14 protein-coding genes and 1 tRNA gene are annotated in these 14882 nt (G+C 64.8%); 12 read left to right on the top strand and 3 right to left on the bottom strand.

Annotated features, from left to right (window positions below; genetic code table 11):
• The first annotated feature begins 126 nt into the window (after window positions 1-126).
• The 3 genes from B4400_RS08840 (at window position 127) to B4400_RS08830 (ending at window position 2734) form a co-directional block, all read left to right on the top strand.
• Window positions 127-693, top strand: a complete 567-nt coding sequence (locus B4400_RS08840) for a YdcF family protein (RefSeq protein ID WP_078309500.1) — start codon at window positions 127-129, stop codon at window positions 691-693.
• 129 nt (window positions 694-822) lie between these two features.
• Window positions 823-2046 (top strand): MFS transporter, encoded by a 1224-nt coding sequence (locus B4400_RS08835; RefSeq protein ID WP_078309498.1) that lies wholly within the window; start codon window positions 823-825, stop codon window positions 2044-2046.
• A gap of 112 nt (window positions 2047-2158) precedes the next feature.
• A complete protein-coding gene (locus B4400_RS08830; protein ID WP_078309496.1) occupies window positions 2159-2734 on the top strand; it encodes a permease in 576 nt (191 codons plus the stop codon).
• Between the two features lie 8 nt (window positions 2735-2742).
• Here B4400_RS08830 and B4400_RS08825 read toward each other — a convergent pair.
• Window positions 2743-2815: transfer RNA gene (locus B4400_RS08825), tRNA-Arg, on the bottom strand.
• A 120-nt stretch (window positions 2816-2935) separates the two neighbouring features.
• On the opposite strand from B4400_RS08825, the gene argS reads away from it, so the two are divergent.
• The 6 genes from argS (at window position 2936) to rho (ending at window position 11542) form a co-directional block, all read left to right on the top strand.
• Window positions 2936-4588 (top strand): arginine--tRNA ligase, encoded by a 1653-nt coding sequence (gene argS, locus B4400_RS08820; RefSeq protein ID WP_078309872.1) that lies wholly within the window; start codon window positions 2936-2938, stop codon window positions 4586-4588.
• A 50-nt stretch (window positions 4589-4638) separates the two neighbouring features.
• Window positions 4639-5997, top strand: a complete 1359-nt coding sequence (gene lysA, locus B4400_RS08815; protein WP_170914957.1) for a diaminopimelate decarboxylase — start codon at window positions 4639-4641, stop codon at window positions 5995-5997.
• Window positions 5994-7298, top strand: coding sequence for a homoserine dehydrogenase (locus B4400_RS08810; RefSeq protein ID WP_078309492.1), 1305 nt, complete (start codon window positions 5994-5996; stop codon window positions 7296-7298). Before lysA ends, B4400_RS08810 begins: the two co-directional genes overlap by 4 nt.
• Window positions 7295-8362, top strand: coding sequence for a threonine synthase (thrC, locus tag B4400_RS08805; RefSeq protein WP_043077152.1), 1068 nt, complete (start codon window positions 7295-7297; stop codon window positions 8360-8362). The genes B4400_RS08810 and thrC overlap by 4 nt, the downstream gene beginning before the upstream one ends.
• On the top strand, window positions 8359-9279 hold the full coding sequence (gene thrB / locus B4400_RS08800) for a homoserine kinase (protein ID WP_078309489.1): 921 nt from the start codon (window positions 8359-8361) through the stop codon (window positions 9277-9279). The genes thrC and thrB overlap by 4 nt, the downstream gene beginning before the upstream one ends.
• A gap of 337 nt (window positions 9280-9616) precedes the next feature.
• The gene (gene rho, locus B4400_RS08795; RefSeq protein WP_078309487.1) at window positions 9617-11542 is read left to right on the top strand and encodes a transcription termination factor Rho; all 1926 of its coding nucleotides are present in this window, start codon (window positions 9617-9619) and stop codon (window positions 11540-11542) included.
• Window positions 11543-11609: 67 nt separating this feature from the next.
• Here the strand turns inward: rho and B4400_RS08790 are convergent, their stop codons facing one another.
• Together B4400_RS08790 and B4400_RS08780 are read right to left on the bottom strand one after the other, a co-directional pair.
• Window positions 11610-12098 (bottom strand): hypothetical protein, encoded by a 489-nt coding sequence (locus B4400_RS08790; RefSeq protein ID WP_078309485.1) that lies wholly within the window; start codon window positions 12096-12098, stop codon window positions 11610-11612.
• Between the two features lie 153 nt (window positions 12099-12251).
• Window positions 12252-12467, bottom strand: a complete 216-nt coding sequence (locus B4400_RS08780) for a hypothetical protein (protein ID WP_078289139.1) — start codon at window positions 12465-12467, stop codon at window positions 12252-12254.
• A 178-nt stretch (window positions 12468-12645) separates the two neighbouring features.
• Between B4400_RS08780 and rpmE the strand changes: the two genes are divergently transcribed.
• The 3 genes from rpmE (at window position 12646) to prmC (ending at window position 14882) form a co-directional block, all read left to right on the top strand.
• On the top strand, window positions 12646-12870 hold the full coding sequence (gene rpmE / locus B4400_RS08775; RefSeq protein WP_078289136.1) for a 50S ribosomal protein L31: 225 nt from the start codon (window positions 12646-12648) through the stop codon (window positions 12868-12870).
• A 93-nt stretch (window positions 12871-12963) separates the two neighbouring features.
• Entirely contained in the window at window positions 12964-14034 is a 1071-nt protein-coding gene (gene prfA, locus B4400_RS08770; RefSeq protein WP_078309483.1) for a peptide chain release factor 1, read from the top strand.
• A gap of 5 nt (window positions 14035-14039) precedes the next feature.
• A complete protein-coding gene (gene prmC, locus B4400_RS08765; protein ID WP_078309481.1) occupies window positions 14040-14882 on the top strand; it encodes a peptide chain release factor N(5)-glutamine methyltransferase in 843 nt (280 codons plus the stop codon).

Here is a 14882-nt window from a genome sequence, read left to right as displayed (position 1 = left end):
AGCACACTTTACATCTGTCATGTCGGTCACACCAGGGGGAATCGCGGGAGATTTGACCGGCGGGTCGACTTGACAGGGGTAACTCTGGCACCATGTATCTCGTCCGTCTCAGAAGTCACTTGGGTCTTGGAGGACGCATTGATCACTCGATGGACGACCGCGATGGTCGTCAGCGCTGTCCTCACGCTGACTACTCCCGTGACGACGAACGCCGAACCCATGGCGATGGGCAAGGACTTCTCGAAACCGGCGGTCGTCATCCTCGGGTATGGGCTCAAGCCCGACGGCTCAATGCGGGACAAGCTCTATCAGCGAGTCGCGACCGGTAGGGCGATCGCCAACATGTTCCCGAATTCATTCATCATCGTCACGGGCGGTAATCCGCAGAACGGCATATCGGAGGCCGAGCAGATGCGCAATATGCTTGTCGGCCTGGGATATCCGTCCGACCGGATCGTCGTGGAGCCGCGTGCTAACAGCACAGTGCAGAATGCGCAGTTCTCGGTGCCGCTGGCCAAGCAGGCCGGCGCCTCCGGAATCATCCTGGTGACGAACTCGACCCACCAGCAGCGTGCGGACCGGAACTTCGCCGATGCGGGCGGCAATGTGCTGGCCACCGCGAGCTTCCCTGACGGGGACGCGCCCACCAATATCGGTCAGCTCATGCGCGACATCATCAGCCCGTTCCGCTGACGACTGCTGACAACTGTGGGACGACCACAGTTCGCCTGAAGGGAATGAACCCGGCAGAATCGGTGGTTGACCGATCAGGGCGCTCATCGATGTGCGCATCTAGCCGCATACCGCACAGGAGCCCTATTCATGACTGCCGTCGTCGATTCACGCGCGCAGCCCGGGGCGCCCGTGTCTGCGCGGGCTCGCCGAGGCGCGATTCTCGCACTGGCCATAGGCGGATTCGGGATCGGGACAACCGAATTCGTGGCGATGGGGCTGCTGCCCAATATCGCGCACGGCTTCCACGTCACCGAGCCTGAAGCCGGGCACGTCATCAGCGCCTACGCGCTGGGTGTGGTCGTGGGTGCACCGGTCATCGCATCGCTCACTGCCCGGGCCTCGCGTCGGACCCTGCTCATCGCGCTCATGATCGCCTTCACCATCGGCAATGCGGCCACCGTCTTCGCACCCGGCTACGCGGCGCTGATCGCGTCCAGGTTCGTCGCCGGGCTGCCGCACGGTGCGTACTTCGGTGTGGCGGCCCTGGTGGCCGCCCACCTCGCCGGTCCCGGGGAACGCGCCAAGGCCGTGGGCCAGACGATGCTGGGTCTGTCGGTGGCCAATGTCGTGGGGGTTCCCGTGGCTACCTGGTTGGGCAACACCGTGGGCTGGCGTTCGGCCTTCGCCGTCGTCGCGGTCATCGGACTGATCACGATCGGGGCATTGCTCAAGTTCCTGCCGGGGCTGACGGATATGAAAATCACGAACCCGCTGACCGAGCTCGGCGCGTTGCGCCGCGCGCAAGTGTGGTTCACCCTGCTCATCGGCATCGTGGGCTTCGGCGGCATGTTCGCCTTCTACACCTACATCAGCACCACGCTCACCAGCGTTTCCGGACTGCCCAAGGCCGCCGTCCCGCTGGCGTTGGCGCTCTACGGAATCGGCATGGTCACGGGAAACGTGTTGGGCGGGTGGATGGCGGACCGCAGTGTGGTCCGGGCCATCGCCATCAGCCTGGTGCTGGTCGCGGCGATGTTGGTGGTCTTCGTGGTGGTATCCGGAAACATTTGGGCCGCACTGGCGCTGGTGTTCGCGGTAGGAGTTTCGGGAACGTCACTGGTACCCGCGTTGCAGACCCGACTGATGGATGTGGCCGATGACGCACAGACACTGGCCGCCGCGCTGAATCACTCTGCACTCAACATGGCCAACGCCGGCGGGGCCTGGCTCGGTGGTCTGGTCATCGCCGCCGGGTATGGATACCGTGCTCCGTCTCTTGTCGGTGCGGTGCTGGCGGTCGCGGGGCTCGGGGTGCTCGCGGTATCGCTGCTGTACGCGCGGCGGCGGCCCATCGCACCGCCAGCAGGCTGAATCGGATCGATGTACGCGGATCGGTGCCCCACACAGCATTAATGCCGTACCGATCAGAGCGATCGCCGCTTTCTGGCGCACGAAGTCAATTCTCTTGGCCTAGCCTTTCGGTATGGCTGGGAGCGGCGAGGCAAGGCCTGCGGGCAAGGAGTCGTTCTGGGCGAGGTGGCGCGGGCGCGTGATAGGTGTCATCGCCTTGCTGCTGGCGTTGGTCGCCGTGTATTTCGCGCTATCGGCCTTCATCCCGCGCTGGTGGGCCCAACGCATCGCCGATATGTCGGGCCACGGCAGCTTCACCAAGGGGATAGGCAGCGGGCTCACGCTCGGGGTGCTGTGCACCGGAATTCCGCTGTTGCTCGTGTTGTGGGCGTTTCTGATGCGGGGCCGCCGCGCCGGGAAGTTCTTCGCCGGGGTGTTGACGCTGCTCGCCGTCATTATCGCGGTGCCCAACCTGATGACGCTGACGATCGTGCTGGGCACCAGTAATTCCGCGCATGCCGGTGAACGAGTGCTCGATGTCGAGGCCCCGGGATTTCGCGGAGCGACGGCCATCGGCGCCATCGTCGCGCTGTTGATCGTGCTTCTCGTTGCGTATTTCGTCGTGCGCAACTGGAGGCGGCGGGTGAAGGTCGAGAAGCAGCAGCTCCGTGACGCTGCCGCCGTGGCGGAAGCTCCTACGACCGAATAAATCGTGTGTGCCCTCGGCAGGAATCGAACCTGCGGCCTTCTGCTCCGGAGGCAGACGCTCTATCCCCTGAGCTACGAGGGCATCAGGGCTTGGAAAGACTAGCCGACAGCCTAGCGCATCCCGATCAGCGCCCCGCACACCGTTTCGGTCGCGCGTATAAGGATTCGGGGCCTGGATACCCCAGCCCATAGGATGATCGCCGTGACTCCCGTCGACCTTGCCGACCTGCTACGTTCCACCGCTACCACGGTGCTGGACGAGCGAGGCCTGGACACGTCGGCGCTACCGGCCACCGTGACCGTCGAACGCCCCCGTAATCCCGAGCACGGCGACTACGCCACGAACGTGGCTCTGCAGGTCGCCAAGAAGGTCGGTGTCGCCCCGCGTGACCTGGCCACCTGGCTTGTCGATGCGCTCGTCGCCAACGAGGCCATCGCTGCCGCCGAGATCGCCGGGCCCGGGTTCGTGAACCTGCGGATCGCCGCCGATGCGCAGGGCACCATCGTCACGAACATCCTGGACGCGGGTCACGCCTACGGCAATTCCGATGCGCAGGGCACGCACACGATCAACCTGGAATTCGTATCGGCCAACCCGACGGGGCCCATCCACATCGGTGGTACCCGTTGGGCAGCGGTCGGCGACGCGTTGGGTCGCCTGCTGACCCGCCAGGGCGCCAAGGTCACCCGCGAGTACTACTTCAACGACCATGGCGCGCAGATCGACCGGTTTGTCCGCTCGCTCATCGCCGCGGCCGAGGGAAGGGAAGCCCCGGAGGACGGGTACGCCGGCGATTACATTGCCGATATCGCCAAGCAAGTACTCGCTCAGCGTCCCGATGCGCTCTCGCTGCCGGAGAGCGAGGCCGCTGAGGTCTTTCGGGAAATCGGCGTGGACTTGATGTTCACCCACATCAAGGAGTCACTGCACGAGTTCGGCACGGACTTCGACGTTTTCACCCATGAGGACTCGATGCACACCTCCGGCAGAGTGCAGGAGGCCATCGCGCAGCTGCGCAAGACCGGCAACATCTACGAGAAGGACGGCGCGTCCTGGCTGCGTTCGAGCAACTTCGGCGACGACAAGGACCGGGTTGTCATCAAGAGTGACGGCAACCCCGCCTACATCGCCGGTGACATCGCCTACTACCTCGATAAGCGTGAGCGCGGCTTCGACCTGTGCATCTACATGCTCGGCGCCGATCATCACGGGTACATCGCGCGCCTGAAAGCCGTTGCCGCAGCACTGGGCTACCAGGCCGATAGCGTCGAGGTGCTCATTGGCCAGATGGTCAACCTGGTGCGCGACGGCCAGCCGGTCCGGATGTCCAAACGGGCTGGCACCGTCATCACCCTCGATGACCTGGTCGACGCGATCGGAGTCGATGCCGCTCGCTACGCGTTGATCCGGTCCTCGGTGGACACCTCGATCGACATCGATCTACAGCTGTGGGCCTCCGCATCGAGCGAGAACCCGGTCTATTACGTCCAGTACGCACACGCACGGCTCTGCGCTCTGGCCCGCAATGCCGCCGAGCTGGGCCTGCAGCACTCGACCGATCATCTCGAACTGCTCACCCACGAGAAAGAGGGTGCGCTTATCCGGGGGCTCGGCGAGTTCGGCCGCATCCTGCAGAATGCCGCGGTGTTGCGTGAACCGCACCGTGTCGCACGCTATTTGGAAGACATAGCCGGTGACTACCACCGGTTCTACGACTCGTGTCGGGTGCTCCCGCAGGGTGACGAAACACCTGGGGATCTGCATGCGGCACGCCTAGCGCTATGCCTTGCCACCCGGCAGGTCATCGCCAACGGCCTGGATATTCTCGGCGTGAGCGCACCGGAGCGGATGTGAGCGCACACCCGGCAGGCCCCCGCCACGCAGAAGGGGAACAGCACACCGCCATGACCAGTGCACCACCGGCCAACCCGACCGAGTTGGCACCGAACGTATGGCCCCGCAATGCTTCTCGCGGCACTGGCGGTGAGGTTACCCTCGCGGGCCTAGCCGTCTCCGAGCTCGCCGAGAAGTACGGAACGCCGCTGTTCGTGATCGATGAGGACGATTTCCGTTCACGCTGCCGGGATATGGCGGCGGCGTTCGGTGGCGCTGAGCGCGTGCACTATGCCTCGAAGGCGTTCCTGTGCACCGAGATCGCGCGCTGGATCAAGGACGAGGGCTTGGGCCTCGATGTCTGCTCGGCAGGTGAGCTGGCCATCGCGCTGCGTGCCGAGTTCCCCCCGGAGCGCATCGCGCTGCACGGCAACAACAAATCCGAGGCGGAACTCGCGCAAGCGGTGCAGGCCGGCGTTGGGCACATCGTCGTCGATTCGATGATCGAGATCGAACGGCTGGACGCGATCGCAGGCAGCGCCGGTGTGGTGCAAGACGTTCTGGTGCGCGTCACCGTCGGTGTCGAGGCGCATACCCATGAGTTCATCTCCACCGCGCACGAGGACCAGAAGTTCGGGTTGTCCCTCGCGGGTGGGCAGGCGCTGGAGGCTGTGCGTCGCGTCTTCGCCACCGATAACCTGCGACTGGTCGGGTTGCACAGCCATATCGGTTCGCAGATCTTCGATGTCGACGGGTTCGAGGTTGCCGCGCACCGGGTGATCGGGCTGCTGCGTGACGTGGTGGCCGAGTTCGGCACCGAGAAGACCGCGCAGCTCAACATCATCGACCTCGGTGGCGGCCTTGGTATCAGTTACGTGCCTTCCGACGATCCACCCCCTATCGGGGATTTGGCGGCGAAGCTCGGTGTGATCGTGCGCACCGAGTCGGCGCTGGCAGGTCTGCCCGAGCCGCGTTTGGTGATCGAGCCGGGCCGGGCCATCGCCGGTCCCGGCACCGTCACCTTGTACCGGGTGGGCACCACCAAGGACGTGATTCTGTCCAACGGTCAGCGCCGGTACGTGAGTGTCGACGGCGGCATGAGTGACAACATCCGCACCTCGCTGTATCAGGCTGAGTACCACCCGCAGCTGGTTTCCCGTGATAGCGATGTCGCTCCGGTTCTGTCCCGGGTGGTCGGAAAGCACTGCGAAAGCGGCGATATCGTGGTGAGGGACGCGTGGTTGCCCGAGGACGTGGCTCCCGGAGATCTGCTGGCGGTCGCCGCGACGGGTGCGTACTGCTACTCGATGTCCAGCCGGTACAACCTGCTGACCCGTCCGGCGGTTATCGCCGTCAAGGACGGGGAGGCCCGGCTGATCCTGCGGCGCGAGACCGTCGAGGATTTGGTGAGTCTGGAGGTAAGTGAATGAGTGATGCGATAGGCGTAGCGATCCTGGGCCTGGGCAATGTCGGCAGCGAGGTAGCGCGGATCATCGAAAGCAGCGCGAGCGATCTCGCTGCCCGCATCGGTGCCCCGCTGGAGATCCGGGGAATCGGTGTGCGCCGTGTCGCCGACGACCGCGGGGTCCCGGTGGAACTGCTCACCGACGATATCGACGCCCTGGTTTCTCGGGATGACGTCGACATTGTGGTCGAGCTCATGGGTCCGGTCGAGCCCGCCCGGCGCGGCATCCTGGGTGCGCTCAACGCGGGTAAGTCCGTAGTCACCGCCAACAAGGCGCTCTTGGCCCAGTCTGCCGGTGAGCTCGCCGAGGCCGCCGAAAGAGCAAGAGTCGACCTCTATTTCGAGGCGGCCGTGGCGGGAGCCATTCCCGTCATCCGGCCGCTAACTCAATCGCTGGCCGGAGATTCGGTGATCCGGGTGTCCGGGATCGTCAACGGCACCACCAACTACATCCTGTCCGCCATGGACAACACCGGCGCAGGCTACGACACGGCACTGGCCGAGGCGGGGGAGCTCGGGTACGCCGAGGCCGACCCGACCGCTGATGTCGAGGGCTACGACGCCGCCGCGAAGGCGGCCATTCTCGCGTCCATCGCCTTCCATACCCGGGTCAGTGCCGACGACGTGTATCGCGAGGGCATCACGAAGATCAGTGCCGACGATTTCGAGTCCGCGCGTGCCCTGCGTTGCACCATCAAGTTGCTTTCCATCTGCGAGCGAATCACTGACAAGGAAGGCCGCCACCGTGTTTCGGCACGCGTCTACCCGGCCTTGGTGCCGTTGGCGCACCCGCTGGCAAGCGTGAATGGGGCATTCAACGCTGTCTTCGTCGAGGCCGAGGCCGCCGGCGAGCTCATGTTCTACGGACAGGGCGCCGGTGGTGCACCGACCGCGTCGGCAGTGCTAGGAGATTTGGTGATGGCAGCGCGCAACCGCGTCCAGGGTGGCCGTGGGCCGCTGGAGTCCAGGTACGCACAGCTGCCGATCGCGCCGATCGGGCTCATCCCGACGCGCTACTACGTGCGGATGCGGGTCGCGGACAAGCCGGGCGTGCTGGCCACCGTTGCCACCGAGTTCGCCAAGCGCGAAGTGAGCATCGCCACCGTGCGCCAGGAGGGCGAGGTCGACGAGACGGGTGCTCGCCTGGTGGTGCTCACTCATAAGGCGACAGACGCTGCGCTCTCGGAAACCGTTGCCGCACTTGCTGATCTCGACGTGGTGCTGGGTGTCGCGAGTGTCATCCGGCTGGAAGGAACACAAGAGTGACCGTTCACACCCCTTGGCCCGGCCTCATCGCGGCGTATCGGGACCGCCTCCCGATCGGAGAGAACTGGCAGCCCGTGACCCTGCGCGAGGGCGGCACTCCGCTGCTGCCCGCGGCGCGCCTGTCCGAGCTCACCGGTTGCACGGTGCATTTGAAGGTTGAAGGGCTTAACCCCACCGGCTCGTTCAAGGACCGCGGCATGACCATGGCGGTCACCGATGCGCTGGCTCGCGGTCAGCGCGCGGTGCTGTGCGCCTCGACCGGGAACACCTCCGCCTCTGCCGCCGCCTACGCCGCCAAGGCGGGCATCACCTGTGCGGTGTTGATTCCGCAGGGCAAGATCGCGATGGGCAAGCTGGCTCAGGCCGTCATTCACGGTGCGCGGATCATCCAGGTGGACGGCAACTTTGACGACTGTTTGGAGCTCGCACGCAAGACCACCGCGGACTACCCGACCATCGCCCTGGTCAACTCCGTGAATCCGGTGCGCATCGAGGGACAGAAGACCGCCGCCTTCGAGATCATGGATGCCCTGGGTACCGCTCCGGATATTCATGCGCTGCCTGTCGGTAACGCGGGGAACATCACGGCGTATTGGCGCGGGTACAACGAGTACTACCGCGATGGTCTCTCGGACCGGCTGCCCAAGATGCTCGGTGCGCAGGCCGCGGGTGCGGCGCCGCTGGTCAACGGGGCACCTGTGGCCAATCCGGAGACCATTGCCACCGCAATCCGTATCGGTTCGCCGGCATCGTGGTCGGGTGCTGTTGCCGCACAACAGGAGTCGGGTGGCAAGTTCCTGGCTGTCACCGATGAGGAAATTCTCAACGCCTACCGGTTGGTTGCCTCCAGCGAGGGCGTGTTCGTGGAGCCCGCGTCGGCGGCCAGTATCGCGGGCCTGCTGAAGTCGGTTGCCGACGGCTGGGTTCCGAAGGGCTCCACCGTGGTCTGCACCGTGACGGGTAACGGCCTGAAGGATCCCGATAACGCCCTGAGCGGAATGCCTGAGGTGACTCCCATTCCGGTGCAAGCGAGCGCGGTCGCCGAGGCGCTGGAACTCGCGTGAATGAGCGTCTGCCCGCGGGGTTGACCACCACCGTGGTGGTGCCCGCGTCGAGTGCGAACCTGGGGCCTGGTTTTGACAGTCTCGGTATCGCGCTGTCGCTGTATGACGAGATTGAAGTCAACACAACCGAATCCGGCCTCAAGGTGGCCGTCGAAGGTCAAGGCGCCGGTGAGGTTCCGCTCGATGGCAGCCACCTTGTTGTGCGTGCGATCGAGCGCGGTCTCACCGCCGGGGGATTTGTAGCGCCTGGGCTGATTGTCCAGTGCCACAACAAGATTCCGCACTCGCGTGGATTGGGTTCATCGGCCGCCGCGGCGGTGGCCGGCCTGGCGGTCGCGAATGGACTGCTCGTCAAGGCCGGGCGCCCGGTGCTTTCTGACGATCTGCTGGTGCAGCTGGCCTCGGAATTCGAGGGGCATCCGGACAATGCCGCGGCTAGCGTCCTCGGGGGAGCGGTGGTGTCCTGGTCGGAGACGTCGGGTGGGGCCCCCGTCTACGCCGCCACGCGTCTCGAGGTGCACCCCGATATCAAGATCGTCGCCGCGATCCCGGAGGAACAGTCGTCCACGGCGCATACTCGTGTGTTGCTGCCTGAATCTGTCACCCATGTAGATGCAAGATTCAACATTAGCCGGGCCGCGTTGCTCACCGTCGCGTTGACCGCACGGCCGGATCTGCTCATGACCGCCACCGAAGATCGTCTGCATCAGCCGCAGCGCGCCGCCGCGATGCCGGCCTCCGCCGAGGTTCTCGGATATCTGCGCCGTGAAGGGGTTGCGGCGGTACTTTCCGGTGCTGGACCTGCGGTGTTGGCGCTGACCACGGGCGATCTCCCCGATTCTGCGGTGAAATACGCTGAAGATCAAGGTTTCTCACTCGTGGCGTTATCCGTATCGGCGGGTGTGTCGGCTCGATAGCTGACGTTATGGCTGGTGAGCGGGGGACTCGCCGGGGGGGTGCTGGTTGCTTGATGCTCACCAGGGGGTTATCCTCGGTATCAGTCCCAGCAATTGCAGCTTCTGCGCACCTGCGCCGAGAACGAGGACGATCACAAATTCTCCTAGTTCTTCCCGATGTCTCCGTCGTCCTAGACAGGCGGCGATATTGCGCAAGGTCGATGGTCAGCTGCTATTTCTCCGGACCTCGCGTGGCCCTATCTCTGTGGGCCCGCAGCATGAACTTCGCGGCCAGCAACCTGACTGGCCGAAGTGAGACCCCTCGCCCCATGTTTGGCGGGGGAAGGAAAGGAAATCCGTGACCGATACGGACCTCATCGCGACCGAAGCCGCCCCGGAAACTCCGGAGGCGTCCACCACAGCCTCTTCCGATCGCTCCACCAAGGAGCGGCGGGGTGATGGACTGGGTGCGCTGTCGACGATGGTGTTGCCGGAGTTGCGTGCGCTAGCCAGCCAGGTAGGCGTCAAGGGCACCTCCGGAATGCGTAAGGGCGATTTGATCGCCGCCATTCGTGAGCATCAGGGTGCGCTCGGCGCGCCGAAGAGCAACAACCAGGCTGCGCAGAGCCAGCAGCCGCAGGCCTCCTCGGCACCGGCCGAGGCCGCCCAGCAGGAATCGGGCAAGAAGGACCAGCAGGAATCGGCTCGTCCCGAGTCGGCCCAGACCGCTCTAGAGCTGCCTGTCGAGGCGCCGAAGTCCACCCCGGAGACCGGCTCCGCCGAGGTCGCCGAGGGCAAGGATGCCGAGAACAACGGCGCGCCCCGCGAGGGCCGCGGCGAGCGGCGCCGCAACCAGAACCAGAACGCCGACGGTGAGCGCAAGCAGCAGAACGGCGGCCGCGCAAATGCCGAGAACTCCGAGAATTCGGGTCGCGAGGGCGGCTCGGGCGGCCAGAACTCGGACAACCAGAACCAAGACAACAACCAGAACCAGGGCAACCGTGGTGATGACGGCGACGGCCGCGGCCGTCGTGGTCGTCGTACCCGTGAGCGCCGCCGCGGTCGCGACCGCACCACCAACGAGGGTGGCGGCGAGACCGAGCTGCGGGAGGACGATGTCGTCCAGCCCGTTGCCGGCATTCTCGACGTGCTCGACAACTACGCGTTCGTTCGGACGTCCGGATATCTGGCCGGGCCGAACGATGTATACGTCTCGATGAACTTGGTGCGCAAGAACGGTCTGCGTCGTGGCGATGCCATCACCGGTGCGGTCCGGGTGCCCCGCGACCAGGATGCCGCGAACCAGAACCAGCGGCAGAAGTTCAACCCGCTGGTGCGCCTCGATTCCGTCAATGGCGGCCCGGTTGAGGACGCCAAGAAGCGTCCCGACTTCACCAAGCTGACCCCGCTGTACCCGAATCAGCGGTTGCGGCTGGAGACCACCACCGAGAAGTTGACGACCCGTGTGATCGACCTGATCATGCCGATCGGCAAGGGACAGCGTGCGCTGATCGTGTCCCCGCCGAAGGCCGGTAAGACCACGATCATGCAGAACATCGCCAACGCGATCTCTGCGAACAACCCCGAATGTCATCTGATGGTGGTGCTGGTCGACGAACGACCCGAAGAGGTCACCGACATGCAGCGCTCGGTCAAGGGTGAGGTCATTGCCTCCACCTTCGACCGCCCGCCGTCAGATCACACCCAGGCTGCCGAGCTGGCCATCGAGCGTGCCAAGCGCCTCGTGGAACAGGGCAAAGACGTCGTGGTGCTGCTCGACTCCATCACCCGCCTGGGTCGCGCGTACAACAACGCCTCGCCCGCTTCGGGCCGCATCCTGTCCGGTGGTGTTGACTCGACCGCGCTCTACCCGCCCAAGCGATTCCTGGGCGCGGCGCGCAATATCGAGCACGGCGGCTCGCTGACGATCATCGCCACGGCCATGGTCGAGACCGGGTCCACCGGTGACACCGTCATCTTCGAGGAGTTCAAGGGCACCGGCAATGCCGAGCTCAAGCTCGACCGAAAGATCGCCGAGCGCCGGGTCTTCCCGGCCGTCGACGTCAATCCGTCGGGTACTCGTAAGGACGAGCTGCTGATGAGCGGCGATGAGTTCGCGATCGTGCACAAGCTACGCCGCGTGCTCTCGGGCCTGGATTCACATCAGGCCATCGACCTGCTGATGAGCCAGCTGCGCAAGACCAAGAACAACTACGAGTTCCTGCTCCAGGTCTCCAAGACCGCACCGGGCGGGATGAATGCTGACGAACCCCAGTACAGCTAGCACTTGGCGCGGCGTTCACCGGTAGGGACCGGTGAACTGCCGCGGTGAGACCTTCGGCGCCGAACCGCTAACCGATCGACGCGAGCGGGATCCAAATGCCGAACAGCCAGAATCCCCAGGTCCGGAATCCGTCATCCCAGATTGGCTGGACCCGATATCCCCAGTAGTCGAAGGCACGGGGAGGCGGACCCCAGCGGTCGGGCAGTGGCCCGCGCCATTCCGCGCGAGGCGGCGGAGCCCAGCCCCAGGGCGGGCGCTGGTCGTAATGCCACGGATTGTCGCGCCACTCCCGGCGATCGTCCCGTCCCCTGCGGTCATCCCGCCAGTCCTGGTCGCGATCACGCCAGTTGTCATTTCCGCGCCAGTTCCCGTTGTTGCGCCAGCCGTCGTGGTCGCCCCAGTCATCGTCGTCGTCGTGCGGACGATTTGGATGATCCTGGGTGTAACCGGGCTGGCCTGCGGGCTGTGCGTACGCCGGAACGGCGCCCAATCCCACCGTGCCCATCGCCAGTGCTCCGAAGATGACACCCTGGCTCACAAGACTTTTCAGATTCATGTGCGACTCCTGTCCGATTATCTCGGCGGTTCGCCCCGACTCAACCGAATGTATTGAGATCCAACAGCGGCACGGTGTTCGTTATGCCGTGGCTGCCGTTGGGGATATCGACAGGATGTCAATGCCCGTTACATGCCCGAGCTCGGGCCTGCGTCAAGGCTGCGGGATCGCCGGAATCTGAGGAATCGGCGGTGCCTGGGGAATGGGCGGTACCCCCGTCCCCTGAGGAATCGGTGGAGCCTGGGGGATGGGCGGCGGTGACGGGGGAGTGATCGGGTCGGCGTTGGCCAGGCCCGGTGCACCCGCGAAGGCGGCTAAGCCCATCGCCGCCGCGGATGCGCTTGTCACGATCAATCTCTTGATGTTCATGCGTTTTCCCTTCCGAATCGGCGTTCCTCTCCCAACGTACGCCGGTGGGAATAGTGAGCAGGTCGGCGCCGTTTAGGTTCTACGTAACTGAGCTGGCATAATGGCCTCTCAGCCTTTTGAAGGGTTCCGGTTCACGCCTACAAGCGACCCGGCGACCACAACACGCAGAGGAAAAGCAATGAAATCGGGTATCCACCCCACCTACGTCGAGACCAGCGTGGTCTGCGGCTGCGGTAACACCTTCACGACCCGCAGCACCAAGGACAGCGGCCACATCGTGGTCGAGGTCTGCTCGCAGTGTCACCCCTTCTACACCGGTAAGCAGAAGATCCTGGACAGCGGCGGTCGCGTCGCCCGGTTCGAGGCCCGGTACGGCAAGCGCAAGGCCGCAGCCGACAAATAGCTTCCTTGCCGACGCCCGGATTTGCCTTTGTGCAGTCCGGGCGTCGGTTTTTTTGTATGACGACTGAGCGTATGAACATTGGGAGGAGGGCGCATGGGCGAGACGCCGCTGATCGACGCGATGCTGGCCGAGCACGCTGAGTTGGAGAAGCGACTGGCCGACCCGGCACTGCACGCGGATGCGGGTGCGGCACGCAAGGCCGGCCGCCGGTTCGCGATGCTCTCGCCGATCGTGGCCACCCACGGCAAGCTGGTCGCTGCTCGTGATGATCTCGCCACCGCCCGTGAGCTGTCCGAGGACGATCCCTCATTCGCCGATGAAGTGACCGAATTGGAATCGTCGGTCGCCGAGCTGGAAACGCAGCTGTCGGACATGCTGGCGCCCCGCGATCCACATGACGGTGACGACATCCTCCTCGAAGTGAAATCTGGGGAGGGAGGCGAGGAGTCGGCGCTGTTCGCTGCCGATCTGGCTCGCATGTACATCCGCTACGCCGAGCGGCACGGTTGGAAGGTCACGGTTCTCGACGAGACCGAATCGGACCTCGGCGGGTACAAGGACGCCACCCTGGCCATCGCGAGCAAGGGGGACACCGCCGACGGTGTCTGGTCGCGGCTCAAGTTTGAAGGTGGGGTGCATCGCGTCCAGCGTGTTCCCGTCACCGAATCCCAAGGACGCGTGCATACGTCGGCTGCGGGTGTGTTGGTCTATCCAGAACCCGAAGAGGTACAGGAAGTCCAGATCGACGAATCGGATCTTCGGATCGACGTCTACCGTTCCTCGGGCAAGGGTGGCCAGGGCGTGAACACCACCGACTCGGCGGTCCGCATTACCCACCTGCCCACCGGGATCGTGGTGACCTGCCAAAACGAGCGCTCTCAGCTGCAGAACAAGGCGCGCGCCATGCAGGTGCTGGCGGCGCGGTTACAGGCTCTCGCCGAGGAGCAGGCGCAGGCCGACGCGTCGGCCGGTCGTGCCAGCCAGATCCGCACCGTGGACCGCAGTGAGCGAATTCGCACCTACAACTACCCGGAGAACCGGATCACCGATCACCGCGTCGGGTTCAAGGCGCACAACCTGGATCAGGTGCTCGACGGCGACCTCGATGCGCTGTTCGATGCGCTGGCCGTGGCCGATCGGAAGGCGCGCCTGCAGGAGGCGTGAGTTAGATGAGCGGGTTGCGTCAGCTGATCGCCGAAGCGATCGAATCGCTCTCTCAGGCAGGGGTTTCCAGCCCGCAGGTGGATGCCGAAGAACTCGCCTCACATCTGCTCGGGATCCCGCGAACACGGCTGCGTTTTGCCGAGATCACACCAGGTTTTCCCGAGAGATATCGTGATCTCGTAGCCGCGCGGGCGCAGCGGATTCCCTTGCAGCACTTGACCGGTAATGCCGCCTTTGGCCCTGTTGAGGTGTTCGTGGGTCCCGGTGTGTTCATTCCGCGCCCGGAGACGGAATCTCTATACGCCTGGGCGACAGGGGAATTGACAACTCGCGCAACGGTTGTCGAGTTGTGCGCCGGATCGGCGGCGCTCTCCGTCGCCTTGTCGCATGACGAGCCGGCCGCTCGCATCGTCGCGATCGAGCTCGATGAGCAGGCGTTGGTCTACACGAGGCGCAACACCGAGGGAACTCCGGTCGAGGTGATCCAGGCCGATGCGACCTCGCCCGTGCTGCTGGCGGAGCTGGATGGAATGGTCGACCTGATCGTCGCCAACCCGCCCTACGTCCCTGACGGTGCCGAACTGGAGCCCGAAGTGGCGCAGCACGATCCGCCATTGGCGTTGTTCGCGGGTCACGATGGACTGGCGATCATCGCGCCCATCGTGACGACGGCCGGCCGTCTGCTAGCTCCCGGGGGCCGCATCGGTATCGAGCACGATGACACCAATGGTGAGGGAACATGCGAGTTATTCACGGCCAGTGGTCTATTCGATGAGGTTGTGCAGCGCTACGACCTGGCGGGGCGGCCGCGATTCGTCACCGCTCGCCGGAAATCTCCGACCCCATAG

Origin of the sequence: Mycobacterium sp. D16Q13, assembly GCF_002013375.1 — a bacterium.
Taxonomy (GTDB): Bacteria; Actinomycetota; Actinomycetes; order Mycobacteriales; family Mycobacteriaceae; genus Mycobacterium.
Note: the sequence above shows the minus strand (reverse complement) of the source record. Positions and strands in the feature narration are given on the sequence as shown.